The 18,698-nt window shown below is 72.1% G+C and carries 14 protein-coding genes; 10 read left to right on the forward strand and 4 right to left on the reverse strand.

Features of this window, described 5'->3' with window-relative positions:
- The first annotated feature begins 13 nt into the window (after positions 1–13).
- From atpD to GLX25_RS04995, 4 genes are read left to right on the forward strand one after another with little or no spacing between them, the layout of a single operon-like run.
- Positions 14–1,471, forward strand: a complete 1,458-nt coding sequence (gene atpD / locus GLX25_RS04980) for a F0F1 ATP synthase subunit beta (protein ID WP_155841225.1) — start codon at positions 14–16, stop codon at positions 1,469–1,471.
- 2 nt (positions 1,472–1,473) lie between these two features.
- Complete coding sequence (locus GLX25_RS04985) at positions 1,474–1,734, forward strand: F0F1 ATP synthase subunit epsilon (RefSeq protein ID WP_067947101.1); 261 nt, start codon at positions 1,474–1,476, stop codon at positions 1,732–1,734.
- 10 nt (positions 1,735–1,744) lie between these two features.
- Entirely contained in the window at positions 1,745–2,317 is a 573-nt protein-coding gene (locus tag GLX25_RS04990) for a P-loop nucleotide/nucleoside kinase family protein (protein WP_155841226.1), read from the forward strand.
- The gene (locus GLX25_RS04995; RefSeq protein ID WP_166548457.1) at positions 2,317–3,075 is read left to right on the forward strand and encodes a YaaA family protein; all 759 of its coding nucleotides are present in this window, start codon (positions 2,317–2,319) and stop codon (positions 3,073–3,075) included. The genes GLX25_RS04990 and GLX25_RS04995 overlap by 1 nt, the downstream gene beginning before the upstream one ends.
- Positions 3,076–3,090: 15 nt before the next feature.
- On the opposite strand, the gene GLX25_RS05000 is transcribed toward GLX25_RS04995, so the two are convergent.
- Positions 3,091–3,732: a DNA-3-methyladenine glycosylase I gene (locus GLX25_RS05000; protein ID WP_166548458.1), complete on the reverse strand. Its 642-nt coding sequence runs from the start codon at positions 3,730–3,732 to the stop codon at positions 3,091–3,093.
- Positions 3,729–4,220, reverse strand: a complete 492-nt coding sequence (locus GLX25_RS05005) for a methylated-DNA--[protein]-cysteine S-methyltransferase (protein WP_155841227.1) — start codon at positions 4,218–4,220, stop codon at positions 3,729–3,731. Before GLX25_RS05005 ends, GLX25_RS05000 begins: the two co-directional genes overlap by 4 nt.
- 199 nt (positions 4,221–4,419) lie before the next feature.
- On the opposite strand from GLX25_RS05005, the gene GLX25_RS05010 reads away from it, so the two are divergent.
- Entirely contained in the window at positions 4,420–5,652 is a 1,233-nt protein-coding gene (locus tag GLX25_RS05010; protein ID WP_155841228.1) for a DUF4192 family protein, read from the forward strand.
- A 123-nt stretch (positions 5,653–5,775) separates the two neighbouring features.
- Here the strand turns inward: GLX25_RS05010 and GLX25_RS05015 are convergent, their stop codons facing one another.
- Positions 5,776–7,191, reverse strand: coding sequence for an aspartate aminotransferase family protein (locus GLX25_RS05015; RefSeq protein WP_155841229.1), 1,416 nt, complete (start codon positions 7,189–7,191; stop codon positions 5,776–5,778).
- A gap of 28 nt (positions 7,192–7,219) precedes the next feature.
- The gene (locus GLX25_RS05020) at positions 7,220–7,702 is read right to left on the reverse strand and encodes an Lrp/AsnC family transcriptional regulator (RefSeq protein ID WP_155841230.1); all 483 of its coding nucleotides are present in this window, start codon (positions 7,700–7,702) and stop codon (positions 7,220–7,222) included.
- A gap of 200 nt (positions 7,703–7,902) precedes the next feature.
- Between GLX25_RS05020 and GLX25_RS05025 the strand changes: the two genes are divergently transcribed.
- The 5 genes from GLX25_RS05025 (at position 7,903) to GLX25_RS05045 (ending at position 18,681) form a co-directional block, all read left to right on the forward strand.
- The gene (locus GLX25_RS05025) at positions 7,903–9,333 is read left to right on the forward strand and encodes an aminobutyraldehyde dehydrogenase (RefSeq protein WP_166548459.1); all 1,431 of its coding nucleotides are present in this window, start codon (positions 7,903–7,905) and stop codon (positions 9,331–9,333) included.
- Between the two features lie 29 nt (positions 9,334–9,362).
- Entirely contained in the window at positions 9,363–10,481 is a 1,119-nt protein-coding gene (locus tag GLX25_RS05030) for an FHA domain-containing protein (protein ID WP_155841231.1), read from the forward strand.
- A gap of 25 nt (positions 10,482–10,506) precedes the next feature.
- Positions 10,507–11,313 (forward strand): PP2C family protein-serine/threonine phosphatase, encoded by an 807-nt coding sequence (locus GLX25_RS05035; RefSeq protein ID WP_166548460.1) that lies wholly within the window; start codon positions 10,507–10,509, stop codon positions 11,311–11,313.
- Positions 11,314–11,404: 91 nt separating this feature from the next.
- Positions 11,405–12,820, forward strand: coding sequence for a serine/threonine-protein kinase (locus tag GLX25_RS05040; RefSeq protein ID WP_166548461.1), 1,416 nt, complete (start codon positions 11,405–11,407; stop codon positions 12,818–12,820).
- On the forward strand, positions 12,817–18,681 hold the full coding sequence (locus tag GLX25_RS05045) for an Ig-like domain-containing protein (RefSeq protein ID WP_155841232.1): 5,865 nt from the start codon (positions 12,817–12,819) through the stop codon (positions 18,679–18,681). Before GLX25_RS05040 ends, GLX25_RS05045 begins: the two co-directional genes overlap by 4 nt.
- The last annotated feature ends 17 nt before the right edge of the window (positions 18,682–18,698 follow it).

An 18,698-nucleotide genomic window follows, 5' to 3' on the forward strand; every position in this document is an offset into this window, starting at 1 on the left:
GAAGGAAGACAACATGACTGACACCGCCATCGCGCCAGTCCAGGACACGACGGGCACCGTCGGCCGCATCGCGCGCGTCACCGGCCCCGTCGTCGACATCGAGTTCCCGCACGACTCGATCCCCGACATCTACAACGCGCTGAAGACCACGATCACCATCGGCGAGCAGACGTCGGAGCTGACGCTCGAGGTCGCCCAGCACCTCGGCGACGACCTCGTCCGCGCGATCGCGCTGAAGCCGACCGACGGCCTCGTCCGCGGCCAGGAGGTGCACGACACCGGCGCTCCGATCTCGGTGCCCGTCGGCGACGTCACCAAGGGCAAGGTCTTCAACGTCATCGGCGATGTGCTGAACGGCGAGCCCGGCGAGACCGTCGAGATCACCGAGCGCTGGCCGATCCACCGCAAGCCGCCGAGCTTCGACCAGCTCGAGTCGAAGACGCAGCTCTTCGAGACCGGCATCAAGGTCATCGACCTCCTCACGCCGTACGTGCAGGGTGGCAAGATCGGCCTCTTCGGCGGCGCGGGCGTCGGCAAGACCGTCCTCATCCAGGAGATGATCCAGCGCGTGGCGCAGGACCACGGCGGCGTGTCCGTGTTCGCCGGTGTCGGCGAGCGCACGCGTGAGGGCAACGACCTCATCCACGAGATGGAGGAGGCGGGCGTCTTCGACAAGACCGCCCTCGTCTTCGGCCAGATGGACGAGCCCCCGGGGACGCGTCTGCGGGTCGCGCTCTCGGCGCTCACGATGGCGGAGTACTTCCGCGACGTGCAGAAGCAGGACGTGCTGCTCTTCATCGACAACATCTTCCGCTTCACGCAGGCGGGTTCCGAGGTGTCGACGCTGCTCGGCCGCATGCCCTCCGCCGTGGGCTACCAGCCGAACCTCGCCGACGAGATGGGCATCCTCCAGGAGCGCATCACCTCGACCCGTGGTCACTCGATCACCTCGCTGCAGGCGATCTACGTGCCCGCCGACGACTACACCGACCCGGCGCCGGCGACCACGTTCGCGCACCTCGACGCGACCACCGAGCTCTCGCGTGAGATCGCGTCGAAGGGCCTGTACCCGGCGGTCGACCCCCTGACCTCGACCTCGCGCATCCTCGACCCGCGCTACCTGGGCGAGGACCACTACCGCGTCGCGACGACCGTCAAGCAGATCCTCCAGAAGAACAAGGAGCTGCAGGAGATCATCGCGATCCTCGGTGTCGACGAGCTCTCCGAGGAAGACAAGATCACGGTGTCGCGCGCACGCCGCATCCAGCAGTTCCTCTCGCAGAACACCTACATGGCGAAGAAGTTCACGGGCGTCGAGGGTTCGACGGTTCCGCTGAAGGACACCATCGAGTCGTTCGACGCGATCGCCCGCGGCGACTTCGACCACGTCGCCGAGCAGGCGTTCTTCAACGTGGGCCCGATCTCCGACGTCGAGGAGAAGTGGGCGAAGATCCAGAAGGAGAACGGCTGAGCATGGCCGCCCTCAACGTGAGCGTCGTCTCGGCCGACCAGGAAGTCTGGTCGGGCGAGGCGGCCATGGTGGTGGCGCGCACCGTCGAAGGCGAGATCGGCATCCTGCCGGGTCACGAGCCGATGCTCGCGATCCTCGCCGGCGGCGAGGTGCGCGTCACCCTGCCCGGCGGAGAGAAGATCACCGCGAACGCGGAGGACGGGTTCCTCTCGGTGCAGTCCGACGCGGTGCAGGTCGTCGCGTCCCGCGCCGCCCTCGCCTGAGGGATCGCGGATGCAGGGGGAGCAGCCGTTCGACCGCCAGTTCGGTGACCTGAGCGTCACCCAGCTCATCGTCATGGCCGGGTTGCCGGGCGCGGGCAAATCGACGATCGGGGAGATCGTCGGCGCCCGCCTCGGCGCCACGGTCGTGTCGGTCGATCCGATCGAGTCCGCGATCCTGCGGGCCGGGATCGACGCCGACCAGCCGACCGGGCTCGCCGCCTACCTCGTGGCCGAGCAGATCGCCGAGAAGGAACTCGATTCCGGTCGTACCGTGATCGTGGACGCGGTGAACGCGGCCGAGTCGGCTCGCCTGCAGTGGCGCGACCTCGCCGAGCGCGCGGACGTGCGCCTTCGAGTGATCGAGGTCGTGTGCTCCGACGCGTCGGTGCACAAGGAGCGGCTCGAGAAGCGCGAGCGCAACCTGCCGCACCTCGACGAGACGACATGGCGCGCGGTCGAACAGAGTCTCGACGGGTACGCCCCGTGGACCGGACCGTCCTCGGCCCTGCCCCGGGTGACCATCGACAGCGTCGAGCCGCTCGGCGTGAACGTCGAGGCCGCCCTGGCCTTCATCGCCGCATAGTGCTGGTCCTGCTGCCGCCGTCCGAGACCAAGCGCGACGGGGGCGATCCGGTCGCGTTGTCGCTCGATGCGCTCTCGTTCCCGTCGTTGCGAGGGCCTCGCGCCGAGGTGCTCCGAGAGACCTCCGGGCTCGCGGCGGACGGCGACGCCATGATGAAGGCGCTCAAGCTCGGCCCGCGCCAGGCAGCGGAGGTCGACCGCAACCGCCGGCTCCCGACCTCGCCCACCATGCCGGCCATCGATCGATACACGGGCGTCCTCTACGACGCCCTCGACGCTCCGAGCCTCGACGGTGCCGCGCGCGAGTACGCGGCCGAGCACGTCGCGGTCCACTCGGCGCTGTTCGGCCTCGTCGGGGCCGGCGATCCCATTCCGGCGTACCGGCTCTCGCACGACTCGCGCCTCCCGGGGCTCCGCCTCAAGCCGCATTGGCGCGACCCGATCAGCGCGGTGCTCGCCGAGCGCTCCGGACTCATCGTCGACCTCCGCTCGGAGGCCTACGTGGAACTCGGTCCTGCGCCAGCGCGGTCGGATTCGGTCTTCCTTCGCGTCGTCTCGATCGACGACGGCGGTCGCCGGCGCGCCCTCAACCACTTCAACAAGCGATCGAAGGGGCTCCTCACGCGCGCCCTGCTCGAGGCGCGCCCGACGCTGGAGACTCCGGACGACCTGATGGCATGGTCCGCCGACGCGGGCTTCCGGCTCGACCTCGGCGCCGAGCGGCCTTCGCGGCCTCGGGAGATGGAACTCGTCGCCTGACCGCGACCCGTGCGATCAGCCGTGCGCGGCTCCTATCGGTGCTGCGGCCCGGTCGTTCCCGCGTCCGGGACCGGTTCGGGACCGGTGGCACCCCGCGATGTGGTCGTCGACCATTCCCATCGCCTGCATGAGCGCGTACATCGTCGTCGGCCCGACGAACCGGAAGCCGAGCGCGCGGAGGCGGCGACTGAGCGCGCTCGACTCGTCGGTCGTCGACGGAACCTCGGTGAAGCTCGCGGGCGGTGCCGGCCGCGGCGCCGGCGCGAAGGTCCACAGCAGCTCGGCGAGCGTGCCGTCGAGCGCGAGCGTCGCCTGCGCGTTGGAGATCGTCGCCTCGATCTTGCCTCGATGGCGGATGATGCGCGCATCGTGCAGGAGCCGTTCGACGTCGTCGGACGTCATCGCGGCGACTCGCTCGGGGTCGAAACCATGGAACACCTCGCGGAAGGCGGGGCGGCGCCGAAGGATCGTGATCCACGAGAGCCCGGCCTGGAATCCCTCGAGGCAGAGCTTCTCGAACAGCACGCGGGAATCGTGTTGCGGAGTGCCCCATTCCTCGTCGTGGTAGCGCCGGTACTCCGGATCGGCGGACCCCCACGCGCAGCGCGCCAGGCCGTCTTCACCGACGACGAGGTCGGGCCGTGCGGGACCGGTCACGCGGCGAAGCCGATCTGCTCGTGGCCGAGCAGCCAGAGCTTGGTCGGGATGCCGTCGCCCGCGGAGTAGCCCGTGATCCGGCCGTCGGATGCGAGCACCCGGTGGCAGCCGACGATGATCGGCACCGGGTTGGCGCCGACGGCGCCGCCGATCGCCCGGGCCGAGCCGGGCTTGCCGACCGCTGCGGCGAGGGCGCCGTACGACGTCGCCTCGCCCCATCCGAGGCGCTGGAGCTCGCCCCACACCGCGCGCTGGAACGGCGTGCCGTCGAGGCGAACGGGAACGTCGAAGCTCGTGCGTCCCCCGTCGAAGTACTCCTCGAGCTGGAGCCGCGCGGCTTCGAGGAGGGGGGAGGTGTGCTCGGGGAGGTCGTCGTGCGGCAGCGCTCCGTCGGACTCGATCGTGAGCGACGTGAGTGCGTCGGCGTCGGCCTGGAGCTCGATCCGCCCGACGGGGCTGGAGAATCGGATGAGGTACGGGGAGGTCATGCTTCGAGGATAGGCGCGGCATCCGTCATCGACTGGCGGGAATCGGACACCGCGCGGCGCGCGGGTGGAGCGTTCGCTGTGGAGGACGGCTCGGTCGCGCCCGGACCTCCCGTCCTCCACACGGCGGGTGGACCCGCCCATCGCCTCGGGATCGTCCCGCGCCCGCCGACCCCGCCTCGCGACCTGCACGCTGCTCGGCATGACGACCATCATCCGCGCCGCTGCGGCGCACGACTTCCTCGCCCTGGTCCCGCTCCTCGCGGGGTATCGGCCCGCTCACTCGCTCGTCTGCGTCGCGTTCGACGGCAACCGGACGACCGCGGTGCTCCGGCACGACCTGCCGGACGACGAACGGGCCGACGCGACGGTCACGGCCCTCCTCGGAACCCTGTGCCGGATCCCGAGGGTCGACGGGATCGTGCCCGTCGCCTACGGCGACCGGCGGTTCGGCAGCGACGACCCGATGCCGAGTCGGCGCGTCCTCGAATGCCTGGTGCGCCGTGCCGGCGATGCCGGCTTCGTCGTCCGCGACGCGCTGACGGTCGCCCCGAACGGCTGGGGGTCGCTGTTCGACGACGACCTGCCGGTCGAGGGGCGGCCGCTCCGTCTCATCGAGGAGAGCGCCGCCGCGTCGGCGGGACCGACCGAGGTCGCGGAGCTCGCGGCCGGACTCGTCGACTCCGCGGTGGACCTCGTGCCCATCGCCGAACCGGACGAGGTGCTCGCCGGCGTGATCCTCGTGATCCTCGACGGACTGCCCGCATCAGGGGGAACCGTCGGGCCCGACGGCGATGAGGCGGTCGCCGACGTCGTCGAGCGCGCGCTCGGCGACGCCGTGGATCCGCTCGTCCTCGTCGAGCGCATCGCCGGCGGACGTTCGGACGGCAGCCCGGAGGAACTCGCGTGGCTGCTCGCGCTCGCGGAGCGACCGCCGATCCGTGACGCCATGATGCTGCAGGCCGCCTTCGGACCGGTCGTCGGCGAGCTCGCGCTCGACTCCGCCGAGGACGACCGCACCCGTCGGGACGCGGGCCGCGCCTCCGGCGGCCCGCGCCAGTCGAGCACGGCGCCGCCTTCCGGATTGCACGAGGAGGAGACCGTGGACGGCTTCCTGTCGAGGCTCATGCTCGGACGCACGACCGTGCGCCCCGACGTGGAACGCGTGCGGGCGATGCTGGACGTGCTCGGCACGGCGATCGGCAACGCTCCGGCCGGCCGCCGCACCGGTGCGATCTGCATCGCGGCATGGCTCGCCTGGACGCTCGGACGCGGATCCGCCGCCGGTGCCCTCGTCGATCGTGCGCTCAGCGAGACCCCGCAGCACACGATGGCCGGACTCCTGCATCGGTTCCTCGGCCTCGGGGAGCTGCCGGAGTGGGCGTTCTCCGAGCCGACGGCGGGTTCGGATCCGGCCGGCCGTCGCGCCGCGTGACCGGCGGTGGACCGGTGCGGACCCGACCGCGAACACCGAAGCGCCCGGATCCGCCAGGATCCGAGCGCTTCGGGAGCGAGCGTCGCGCCCACGGCATCCGTACGGCCGCCGTGGCCGGACGCGTCAGAGTCGGTTCGCCGCCTCGGTGAGCACGCCGCGGAGGATCTGCTCGATCTCGCGGAACTCGGCCGGGCCGATGGTCAGCGGCGGCGCGAGCTGGATGACGGGGTCGCCTCGGTCGTCGGCACGGCAGTAGAGGCCCGCATCGAAGAGCGCCTTCGAGAGGAACCCTCGGAGCAGGCGCTCCGACTCGTCGTCGTCGAAGGTCTCGCGCGTGGCCTTGTCCTTGACGAGCTCGATGCCGAAGAAGTACCCGTCTCCGCGGACGTCGCCGACGATCGGGATGTCGAGGAGCTTCTCGAGCTCCGCACGGAACAGCGGCGAGTTCTCGCGCACCCGTTCGTTGAGACGCTCCTCCTCGAAGATGTCCAGGTTCTCGAGCGCGACGGCGGCCGAGACCGGATGGCCGCCGAAGGTGTAGCCGTGGTAGAAGCTCGTCGTGCCCGTCTTGAACGGCTCGTAGATCTTCTCGGAGACGATCGTCGCGCCGATGGGCGAGTAGCCGGAGGTCATCGCCTTCGCGCAGGTGATCATGTCGGGGACGTACCCGTAGGCATCGCACGCGAACATGTGGCCGATGCGTCCGAACGCGGCGATGACCTCGTCGGAGACCATGAGCACGTCGTACTTGTCGCAGATCTCGCGCACGCGCTGGAAGTACCCGGGGGGCGGCGGGAAGCATCCGCCGGAGTTCTGGATCGGCTCGAGGAACACCGCGGCGACCGTCTCCGGGCCCTCGAACTGGATCATCTCCTCGATGCGGTCGGCCGCCCAGAGACCGAAGGCCTCGAGGTCGTCCGTCGGGCCGCCCATCTCGGCCGCCCGGTAGAAGTTCGTGTTCGGCACGCGGAACCCGCCGGGCGTGATCGGCTCGAACATCTGCTTCATCGCGGGGATGCCCGTGATCGCGAGGGCGCCCTGCGGCGTGCCGTGGTACGCGACGGAACGCGAGATGACCTTGTGCTTGGTGGGGATGCCGCGGAGCTTCCAGTAGTACTTCGCGAGCTTGAACGCGGTCTCGACGGCCTCGCCGCCGCCGGTGGAGAAGAAGACGCGATCGAGGTCGCCGGGCGCGTAGTCGGCGAGCCGGTCCGCGAGTTCGATCGCCGCGGGGTGCGCGTAGGACCAGATCGGGAAGAAGGCCAGCTCCTCCGCCTGCTTCGCCGCCACCTCGGCGAGGCGACGGCGCCCGTGGCCGGCGTTCACGACGAAGAGGCCCGAGAGGCCGTCGAAGTACTTCCTGCCCTGGGCGTCGAAGACGTGGTGGCCCTCACCTCGCGTGATGATGGGCACGCCGTGCTCCTCCATCGTCGACTGGCGCGCGAAGTGCATCCAGAGATGGTCCTTCGCCTTCTGCTGCAGTGCAGCGTCGTCGAAGCCGGCGGTGCCGAGGCGCGCAGCCGTGTCGAGGGTGGTCATCGGGATCTCCTTCCGGGCAGGCCCGCCGTCAGCGGGTGCCCCAGTTGTAGAACTGCTTCTGCAGCTTCAGGTAGACGAACGTCTCCGTGGTCTGGACCCCGTCGAGGTTGCGGATGCGCGAGTTGAGCAGCGTGATGAGCTGGTCGTCGTCCTCGCAGACCACCTCGGCCAGCAGGTCGAAGCTGCCCGCGGTGAGCACGACGTAGTCGATCTCGGGGATGGCCGCGAGCTCCTCCGCGAGCGCGCGCGTGTCGCCGGTGACACGGATGCCGATCATGGCCTGGCGGGTGAAGCCGAGCTGCATCGGGTCGGTCACCGCCACGATCTGCATCACGCCGGCCTCGGTGAGCCGCTGGACACGCTGGCGGACGGCGGCCTCGCTGAGGCCGACCGCCTTCCCGATGTCCGCATAGGAACGCCGGCCGTCGGCCTGGAGCTGCTCGATGATCGCCTTCGAGACGTCGTCGAGCTGCACCGGGCGATGGCTCGTCGGGCGATTCCCGTTCGTCATGCGTTCGATCATGACAGTGCATCGATCGAACCACAAGCGATTCCGTCGATTCTGGAGGCGTTCACCACGGATTCCATCGTTCGGGCACTTCCGTTCGACCCGGTCGTGTGCGAGCATGGACGCCACCGCGCGGCCCGGCCCGGCGTGCCTTCGATCGTCGGCCGAGCGGCCGCCAGACGACATCCAGACGGAGGAACCCCGTGACCGAGCTGCTGCGCAACTTCATCGGCGGCGCCCACGTCGAGGCGCGTGCCGACGAGACCCTCGACCTCGTCGACCCGGCGACCGAGGAGGTCTACGCGAGCGCGCCGATCTCGACCGGCGCCGACATCGACGCCGCCTACGCCGCCGCCGCATCGGCATTCGAGCAGTGGGGCGAGACGACCCCCGCCGAGCGTCAACTCGCGCTCTTCCGCATCGCCGATGCGATGGAGGAACGCGCCGAGGAGTTCGCCGACCTCGAGTCGCAGGACACGGGCAAGCCCCGTGCGAGCCTCGTGGCCGACGAGATCCTGCAGTCGGTCGACCAGCTCCGCTTCTTCGGCGGCGCCGCGCGGAACCTCGAGGGTCGCGCGGCCGCCGAGTACCTCGCCGACCACACGTCCTACGTCCGTCGCGAGCCGATCGGGGTCATCGGCCAGGTCGCGCCGTGGAACTACCCGTTGAACATGGCCGTCTGGAAGGTCGCGCCCGCGATCGCGGCCGGGAACACCGTCGTCCTGAAGCCCTCCGACACGACCCCGCTCGCGACGCTGAAGCTCGCCGAGGTCGCCGCCGAGTTCCTCCCGGCCGGCGTGCTCAACGTGGTGACGGGCGACCGCGCCACCGGCGCGGCCCTGCTCCAGCACGCGACGCCCGAGATGGTCGCCATCACCGGGTCGGTGCGTGCCGGAATGGAGGTCGCTCGGGCCGCGGCATCCGACCTCAAGCGGGTGCACCTCGAACTCGGCGGCAAGGCGCCCGCGATCGTGTTCGACGACGTGGACCTCGGGGCCGCGGCCGAGGGCATCGTCTCGGCCGCGTACTTCAACGCCGGGCAGGACTGCACCGCGGCGACGCGCGTGCTCGTGCACGAGTCCGTCCACGACGAGCTCGTCGCGGCCCTCGTCGAGCGCATCCGGACGAGTGCTCGCACCGGCGGTCCGCGCGAGGACGGCGTGTTCTACGGGCCGCTCAACAACCCGACCCAGCTCGCGAACGTCTCCGGATTCATCGACCGCCTGCCCGACCACGCCGACCTCGCCGTCGGCGGCCGTCGCCAGGGCGACCGGGGCTACTTCTGGGAGGCCACCGTCGTCACCGGCCTGCGGCAGGACGACGAGGCCGTGCAGCGCGAGATCTTCGGCCCGGTGCTCACCGTGCAGTCGTTCCGCGAGGAATGGGACGCGCTCGCCATGGCGAACGGGGTCGACTACGCGCTCGCGGCCTCGGTGTGGACCCGCGACCACGGTCGCGCCATGCGGTTCGCCAAGCACCTCGACTTCGGATGCGTGTGGATCAACACGCACATCCCGTTCGTCTCCGACATGCCGCACGGCGGGTTCAAGCACTCCGGCTACGGCAAGGACCTCTCGCAGTACGGGTTCGAGGACTACACGCGGCTCAAGCACGTGATGAGCTACATCGGCTGATCGCCTCGCGCGGTGCCAGACTGGACCCCATGGTCGATGGTGCGGTGCGCCGCCGGGAGGAGCCCGGCTCCCCGGAGTGGGACGTCGTCGTGGGATCCCGCTTCATCGCGGCCGTCGCGGCGCCGGCCGCGGACCGGGTCCTGACCCGGCTCGCCGAGTCCGCCGGCCGGGAGTCGCTCGAGCTCGAGGAGCTCGTGGCCCGGATCCCCATGGGCGCCGGCGGGGTCGAGCACTTCGCGCTCGTGTGGTGGCCGGCGTCGGGCGATCCGATCACCGCGATCGTGCGCGGCGACGCCGTCATCGACCTCGCCTCGCCTGGCGGCGCACGCCGACTCGACTCGCGGGGCATCACGCCGTGGCACCTCGCCGAGTTCACGGCCGTGACGCGGCTTCGCATCGCCGGCGCCGACTCGGCGCTCGACGAGGTGCGACAGGCCGGCCTCCGGGGTACGCCGGTGCCGTCCGAGCGCGCGGCGTTCCGAGCGTCGGCCGTGGAGTGGTCCTGGCGGGAGGCCCCGGTCGCGCCCGACTCGCGGGCCGGCGACCCCGACCTCGACACGCGGCTCGCCCGGCCGTCGCGCTCCATGCGCGATCGGCGCGGGCCCACGTCCGGCGTCCCCACGGCCCCCATGCAGGTCGTCGACGACGACACCGTCCGGTTCGTGCGGGGGAACGCCGCCGACGCCGACACCGTCCTCACGAGCGCGGCTCGCGCGCAGCTCGCCGAGCGACGCGCCGACGACGTGCGGGCGGATGCCGCGGCATCCGTCGCCCCGGTCGCCGCCGAGCGCGGACAGCCGACGCCGCGCTACCGCGTGGTGGGCGGCGAGGTCGGCGACGTGTCCGTCCCCGTGCTCTTCGGCAGGAGCCCCAGCGCCCCGCGGATGGCGACCGGGGAGGTCGCCCTCGTCCGCGTCCACTCCCCGGCGGGCGTCGTCTCGGCGACCCACCTCGAGCTCCGGATGGAGGGCGGCCGGCTCATCGCGGCGGACCTCCGCTCGACGAACGGGACCGTGGTCCGGACCGCCGCGGGGCGACGTCGGCTGCGATCGGGAGAGTCGCTCGTGGTCACGCCGGGCACGACCCTGCAACTCGGAGGGGATACGATCGTCGAGATCCTCCCGGCGCTCGGGAGCGTCGACGCATGAACTCGATCGGACAGTGGGGGACCGGGTGACGCAGATCGGCAACGGCAACAGCCGTCACACGGTCGTGCTGCCCGACCGCACCGAGGTGACGCTCGCCTGGGCGGCCGCGACCGACACCGGCCTGCGGCGGGCCGTCAACGAGGACAGCTTCGTCGCGCAGGCGCCGCTCTTCGCCGTCGCCGACGGCATGGGCGGGCACGCGGCCGGGGACTTCGCGAGCGCCGCCGTCGTCACCCGGCTCGCCGAGCACGGCGGCAGGGCCTCGATCGGCACGGCCGACATCGACGGGGCGCTGAAGCTGGCGGTGCGCGACATGGGACGCGGCGCGGGGGTCACCGACGAGGGGAGCGGCACGACCGTCACCGGGGTGGCGCTCGGCGTCATCGGCGACGAGCCCGCGTGGATCGTCTTCAACATCGGCGACTCGCGGGTGTACCGCCTCGTCGGCGGCGCGCTCGACCAGCTCACGGTCGACCACTCGATCGTGCAGGAGCTCGTCGATGCCGGCCAGATCACGCGCGAGGAGGCGGAGACCCACCCGCACTCCAACGTGATCACGCGGGCGGTCGGGTTCCACGAGGCGCCGATTCCGGACTACCGGGCCATCCCGCTCGAGGAGGGCATGCGCATCCTCGTGTGCTCCGACGGGCTGACGAAGGAGCTGACGCCGTACGGCATCCGCCACTTCCTCATCTCCGGTCGCTCGCCCGAGCAGGCCGTGCGGCAACTCGTGGAGGCGGCGGTCGGCAACGGCGGACGGGACAACGTCACGGTCGTCGTCGTCGACGTGCTCCGGGTGGTGCGGCCGTCCACATCCGTCGACGACGGCTGATCCCGCCCGACGCACCGGACCTAGAATTGGGCGCGAGACCCGACGCGTCGCCGCGCCGGGACGCAACGCACCAGAGGCCAGCGGGAGGATCGTGTCGAGGCGACTGCCGTCAACCCCGCCCAACCTGCCCGGGTTCTCGTTCATCCGGGTCCTCGGTTCGGGCGGGTTCGCCGACGTCTTCCTCTACGAGCAGAACATGCCGCGGCGTCTGGTCGCCGTGAAGGTCCTCCTCGCCGAAGTCGTCAACGATGAGGTCAGGCAGATGTTCCAGGCCGAGGCGAACCTGATGGCGCAGCTGTCGAGCCATCCGTCGATCCTCACCGTCTACCAGGCCAGCGTCGCCGCCGACGGGCGGCCGTACCTCGTCATGGAGTACTGCTCCGCGACCCTCGGGCAGCGCTACCGGGCCGTGCAGCTCCCGCTGGCCGAGGTGCTCTCGATCGGCGTGCGGATCGCGAGCGCCGTCGAGACCGCGCATCGACAGGGCGTGCTGCACCGGGACATCAAGCCGTCCAACATCCTGACGACCGCGTACGGCCATCCCGTGCTCTCCGACTTCGGCATCGCCGCGACCCTCGGGCAGGCCGAGGCGAGCGACGCCGTCGGGCTCTCCGTGCCGTGGTCGGCCCCGGAGGTGCTCCTCGACGAGGTCGCGGGCACGGTCGCGAGCGAGGTCTGGTCGCTCGGCGCGACGGTCTACTCGCTCCTCGCGGGACGCAGCCCGTTCGAGGTCCCCGGCGGCGACAACGGCACGGTCGCGCTGGTCGGTCGCATCGAGAAGGCGAAGGTGCCGCCGACCGGCCGCCCCGACGTCCCGCGGAGCCTCGAGGCCGTGCTCTCCCGTGCGATGTCCAAGCGGCCGACCGATCGCCAGGGCAGCGCCCTCGAGTTCATCCGCGACCTGCAGGCGGTCGAGGAGGAGCTCGCTCTCCCGCAGACCCCGCTCGAGGTCGCCATGGACGACTGGGCGCTCGCCACCGCGGTCGACCTCGACGAACGCACGCGCATCGGCGCCGGCACCAGCGTGGCCGCCGCCTCGGGGCGCTCGCGACGGCGCCGGGCCGGAGCATCCGCCCGCCCGATGCCGCGCAGCCTGGACTCGCACTCCCAGGGCTCGCTGTCGAGCCGCGCCCGCACCACGCCGCCCTCGACCGGACGGCTCATCCTGGGGGTCGCGATCGCCGCCGCCGTCTTCGTCGGGCTCGTCGTCGCGGGACTCCTGACGGTCGCCGGGAACGCCGGCGACATCCCGGTGGTCGCCGACGTCCGGGCGAGCACCGACGGCGCCACGGTCGAGTTCGCGTGGGACGACCCCGGCCTCCGGCAGGGGGACGCCTACATCGTCACCGTCCAGGGCGAGTCCTTCGCGCCGCAGCGGGCCGCCGAGTACGCGCTGAGCCTCGACGAGCCGGGCACCGTCTGCGCCACCGTCACCGTGTGGCGTGACGGCAGGACCGGCGAGCCGAGCGCGGAGCGCTGCACCGAGGTGGACGAGGTGCCGCGATGAACCTCCGGACCCTCTGGGCGCGGCGGCGGTCCGCGATCGTGACCGGTGCCTCGGTCGCGGCGGTGGTCGCGCTCGTGGCCGGGGTCGCCGTGGCATCCGGAGGGTACACGGCCCAGCGGGTCGACCTCGGGGACGCGTCGGTGTGGGTGCCCAACGACGGACTGCAGACCGTGGGCCGCGCGAACACGGCGGTGCACGAGCTGAACGCGGTGGTCGACACCGGCGGCACTCGGTCCGAGATCGTCCAGAGCGGCGCGACGGTGCTCGTCCTGGACCGCGACCGGGCGAGCGTGGGGATCGTCGATCCCACCACGTCGACCGTCACCGCCACGGTCGCGGTTCCCGGCGAGGCCCGGATCGCGCTCGCCGGCGACCGCGTCGTCGTCACGGCGGGCGGCGACCTCTGGGTCCGGCCGATCGAGGAGTTCGCGTCGTTCGTCGCGGAGGACGACCCCGAGCTGTCCTTCGGGGCCGGTTCGGTGGTGTCTGTGGACGAGGCGGGACGCATCCTCGCGTTCACGCCGACCACCGGCGTCGTCTCACGCGTGTCGGCGGCGGATCCCGACCGGACGCAGGCCACCTGGGAGCTCGATCCGCTCGACGACGACGTCGTGACGCAGATCACGTCGGTCGCCGGCCGATGGGCGATCCTCGACGAGGAGGCGGCGACCGTAACGTTCGAGGGCGGCGCGAGCACGTCCCTCGAGGGACTCGCCGATGCCGACGACGACCCGGTGCTCCAGCGGCCCGCCACGACGGGCGACGCCGTGCTGCTGGCGACCCGGCAACGACTGCTGGAACTCCCGTTCGACGGTTCGGAGCCCTCGGAGCTGTCGGGCGACCACGGCGGGGAACCGGCCGAACCCGTGGTGCACGCGGACTGCCGCCATGCGGCGTGGGGCGACGGCATCGCCTGGCGCGAGTGCGACGGCGACGCCGGCTCCGTCGTGCCCCTCATCGGCGCCGAGGGCGCGCTGTCCCCGGACTTCCGGGCCAACGGCGAGACGGTCGTCCTGAACGACCGGCGGTCGGGCGCGACATGGGCGGCATCCGGCGACTACGGCCTGATCGACAACTGGGACGACCTGCTCGCGATCGAGCGCGACGACGAGACGGTCGAGCAGAACGATCCGGACGCGACCCCCACGATCGAGAAGGCCCAGGTGGCTCCGGTCGCGCTCGACGACGAGTTCGGCGCCCGGCCCGGACGGGCCACGCTGCTCCCCGTGCTGCTCAACGACTACGACGCCAACGGGGACGTCCTCGTCGTCTCGGGCGTCGACGGCGACCTGCCCGACGGCGCCCGGCTCGACCTGGTCGCCGACCGGCAGCAGGTGCAGCTCACGCTCGGCGAGGCCGCACAGGGCGCGTTCGAGTTCGGCTACACGATCGACGACGGACGCGGCGGCAGCGCGCGCGCACTCGTGAGCGTCGGCGTCCGGCCGCCCGAGGAGAACGAGGCGCCGCGACAGGTCCGCGAGAGCCGCGCGATGGTCGAGCAGGGCGGGCGCGTCACGACGGCCGTGCTCGGCGAGTGGGTCGACCCCGACGGCGATCCGGTCTTCCTGCGTCGCGCGGCCGTGGACGCGCCCGACCGCGTCTCGTCGACGGCCGACGGGGTCGTCGTGTTCGACGAGGCCGGCGAGGGTGCGTCGCGGACGGTGTCGCTCTCCGTCTCGGACGGGCGGGACGATGGCACCGGTGCACTGGTGGTGGCGGTGCGCGCGCCGGGCGAGGCGCCGCTCATCGCCGAGTCGTTCGTGGCGCTCGCCACCGCCGGGGAGGAGATCGAGCTCGAACCGCTCCGTCACGTCCGCGGCGGCACGGGGATGCCGCACCTGAGCGCCGTGCCCTCGAAGCCCGGAGCGGTGATCACGCCCGACTTCGACGCGGGGACGTTCCGCTTCCGGACCGACGACGTCCGCACGCACTACCTCGAGTACACCGTGACCGACGAGGGACGCACCGCCACCGGACTCGTCCGGGTCGAGGTGTCGGCTCCGCCGGAGCGCGACACGACCCCCGTCACCGTGCCGCACACGGCGTTCCTCCGGCTCGAGCAGCCGATGGAGGTGGACGTCCTCGCGTCGGACATCGACCCGACCGGCGGACTGCTCATCATCACCGGCCTCGCCGAGGAGGTCGATCCCGCGCTCCGGGTCGAGGTCGTCGAGCATCGCATCCTCCGCGTCACGCTGATGCAGCCGCTCGCGACCGGCTCCACGACCTTCGACTACCGGGTGAGCAACGGCCTCGCCGACGCCGTGGGCTCGGTCACGGTGGTCGAGGTGCCGAGGCCCGATCGATTCCAGCCGCCGGTCGCCGTGGCCGACACGGCCTCGGCGCGGACCGGCGACGTCATCGACATCCCCGTCCTCGACAACGACGAGCACCCCGACGGCGACCGGCTCACGCTCTCGCCGGATCTCGTCGAGGAGCCCGACGCCGGCCCGCTGTTCACCTCCGGATCACGCCTCCGCTATCACGCACCCGACCGGCCGGGCGAGTTCGAGGCGGTGTACCGCGTGGAGGGACCCGACGGCCAGTTCGGCACCGCGTCGGTCCGGATCACGGTCCGGGACGCGGATGCCGAGAGCAACTCGCCACCCGTCCCGCGGACCGCCACGGCGCGCGTCCTCGCAGGGGGCACCGTGCGCATCCCGATCGCGCTCGGCGGAATCGACCCCGACGGCGATTCCGTGCAGCTCATCGGCCAGGAGTCGAATCCCGAGCGGGGCTCCGTCGTGGATCGGGGCGCGGACTGGCTCGAGTACCACGCCGGCGAGTACTCCGCGGGCACGGACACGTTCGCCTACACGGTCGTCGACGCCCTGGGGGCTCGTGCGACGGGCACCGTGCGGGTCGGAGTCGCACCCGGACTGGAGGGCGCGCGGCATCCGGTCGCCATCGAGGACGAGATCACCGTCCGTCCGGGCCGGACGATCGCCGTCCGCGTGCTCGAGAACGACACCGACCCGGACGGCTCGGCCCTGCGCCTCACGGGCGTCGAGGCCAACACTCCCGGCACCGTGGTCGAACAGGTCGACGACCTGGTGATCGTCGACGTCCCGAGCGGCCCCGGACTCTACGGCGCCATCTACACGATCTCGAACGAGCGCGAGGCGAGCGCCTCGAGCTTCGTGCGCATCACGGCCGACCCCGACGCGCCGCTCAGCAGGCCGGAGGCGGCCGACGTCGTCCTGAGCCTCACCGACGTCCTCGACGAGGACGAGGTCGACGTCGACGTGCTGGACGAGGTCTTCATCGCCGATGCGGACGCGGCCGACGCGGACGTCGCGCTGATCCCGGGCTACTCGGACGGAGCGCGCGTCTCGGGCGGCACGGTGCACGTCGAGGTCCAGGACCGGCGCCGCATCGTGCCCTATTCCGTCGCCCACCCCGACGACCCGGCCCTGCGCGCCTACGCGTTCATCTGGGTGCCCGGGCGCGACGATGCGCTGCCGCAGCTGCGCCGGGACGCACCGCCGGTCGAGGTGACGACCGGCGAGGAGGTCGTCCTCGACCTGGAGGACTACGTCGTCGCGGCCTCCGGACGGCCCGTCCGCCTGACCGACGCCGCGACGGTGCGGGCGTCCCATTCCGACGGGAGCGACCTCGCGGTCGACGCCGACACGGTGCGGTTCCGCAGCGAGGCCGGCTACTTCGGACCGGCGTCGATCTCGTTCACCGTCACCGACGGCGATTCCGCGGACGACCCGGAGGGGCGCACCGGCACCATCGTCATCCCCATCGACGTCACCCCGAGGGAGGGGCAGCCGCCGGCGTTCGAGGGCGGGGTCATCGACTTCGAGCCCGGGCAGGAGAAGGCCATCGACCTCGAACGCCTGACCAGCCTCCCCGGTTCCGACGACGCCGACCTGGAGTACCGCCTCATCGGCGAGCTCCCCGACGGATTCGGCGCTGCCCTGGACGGCAGCGAACTGCGGGTCCGCGCGGCGGAGTCGACCCCGCAGGGCACCCGCGCCGGCATCACCGTCGGCGTGACCGCCGACGGAGTCGAGGGCACCCCCGGCCGCATCGAGCTGCGCGTCGTCCCGTCCACGCGTCCCGTCGCGCGGCCCGCTCCGGACGTCGCGGTCGCGCCGCGCGGGCTCACGACCTCGGTCGACGTGCTCGAGAACGACGCCGCGGGCAACCCGTTCCCCGGCACGCCCCTCCGAGTGCTCCGCGTCCGCGGGCTCGGCGCCGAGAACCTCCCCGCGGGCCTCACCGTCGTGCCCGACGAGGACCGGTCGCGTCTCTCCGTCACGGTCTCGCCCGGTGCGGAGCCGGTGAACACGACGCTCGAGTACCAGGTCGCCGACGCCACGAACGACTCGAGTCGCTATGCGTGGGGGACCGTGACGATCTCCGTCCAGGATCGGCCGGATCCCGTCACGGACGCGCGGCTGACGGCGTTCCGCGACGGCGAGCTCGACGTCGCGTTCGGGGCGGGGGCATCGAACAACTCGCCGATCGAGGCCTATCGGATCAGCCTGCTCGACCCCGACGGCGGTGCGGAGCTCGCCGCGACGGAGTGCGCGGCGACCACGTGCACCGTGCCCACGCTCGGAAACGGCCCCGGCGCGGCGGTGATCGTGCGCATGCAGGCGCGCAACGCGATCGGACTCGGCGACCCGGTCCAGCTCCCGACCCCGGTCTGGTCGGACGTCATCCCCCCGGCCGCGACCGGCCTGCGGGCCGTGCCGCTCGACGGGCGACTCCGGGTCGAATGGGTTCCCGTGTCCACGGGGACGGGGAGCCCCGTCAGCACCTACGTCGTCTGGATCGCGGGGTCCCCGATCGAGGTCGTCGCCGACCGGGCCTGCACGGCGTCCGTCTGCTCCGTCGAATCGCAGGGGCTCGCGAACGGCAGTTCGGTCGGCATCACGGTCAGCGCCCGCAACGGGGCGCTGCCCGCGCTCGCCGCGTGGACCGAGGCGAGCACGACCGGCACGCCGTTCGGCACGCCGATCGCGGGCGGGATCACGGTCGACGCCGATCCCGCGGCCGGCACGGTCGTCGTGTCCTGGTCGCCATTCGGCGGGAACGGCGATGCGATCGGCGGGTACTTCGTGCAGCGCCTCGTCGAGGGCGAGACCTCGATCCCCGGGGGAGCGCAGGCCTGCTCGGTGACGAGCCCGGCACCGGGCTCGGTCGTCGCCCCGACCGTCGGCGGCACGGTCGCCGAGATGGTCCGCGTCGGCGCGGGCGCCTCGAGCGTGCAATTCGGCGGCACGAGCACGGAGTCCGCTCGATACGGCTTCGTCGTCTGGGGTTGGAACCGCGCCGGCTGCGTGTCCACCGAGGTGGCGACGACCGTGGTCCGCCCGGCGCCCGGCGCGATCTCGAGCGTCCGCAGCGGCATGGACTGGTCGAACCCGGAGACCTGGGACCGCTACATCGACGACGTCGACGGCGGAACGAAGCGACTCCAGATCATCGCGGTCGACGCCGCAGGCGCGCGCGTCGGCTCGCCGAAGGACTTCTCGGGCTCCGGATGGCTGCGCCAGCTCCTGAACCGTCCGTTCGGCGAGACCGCGCGCTTCCAGGTCCGCAGTTGCACGGTCTGGGGCACCTGCGGCCCGTGGTCCGGCACGTTCCCCGGCGAGGAGTCGCCGACGCTGACCTTCGCCCTCCCGGGCCGCGCGTACGACGACGCCACCTCGACGTGGTCGTGGACCGCCGCACCCGCGAACAACGGCCTTCCGGCCGCCTTCCGCTGCGGCGTCGACGGCGACCGCGTCGGCCGCACGGCACAGGGTGCGACCTCCTGCCAGGTCAACGGCGCCAAGCCCGGCGACCTCGTCTGGTTGGATGTTGAGGTCGCGGGCGTCACCGCGAGGTTCGAGTCCCGATGAATCCCACGAGGAGCACC

The sequence above is a fragment of the Agromyces luteolus genome (genome assembly GCF_009729855.1).
Lineage (GTDB): Bacteria > Actinomycetota > Actinomycetes > Actinomycetales > Microbacteriaceae > Agromyces > Agromyces luteolus.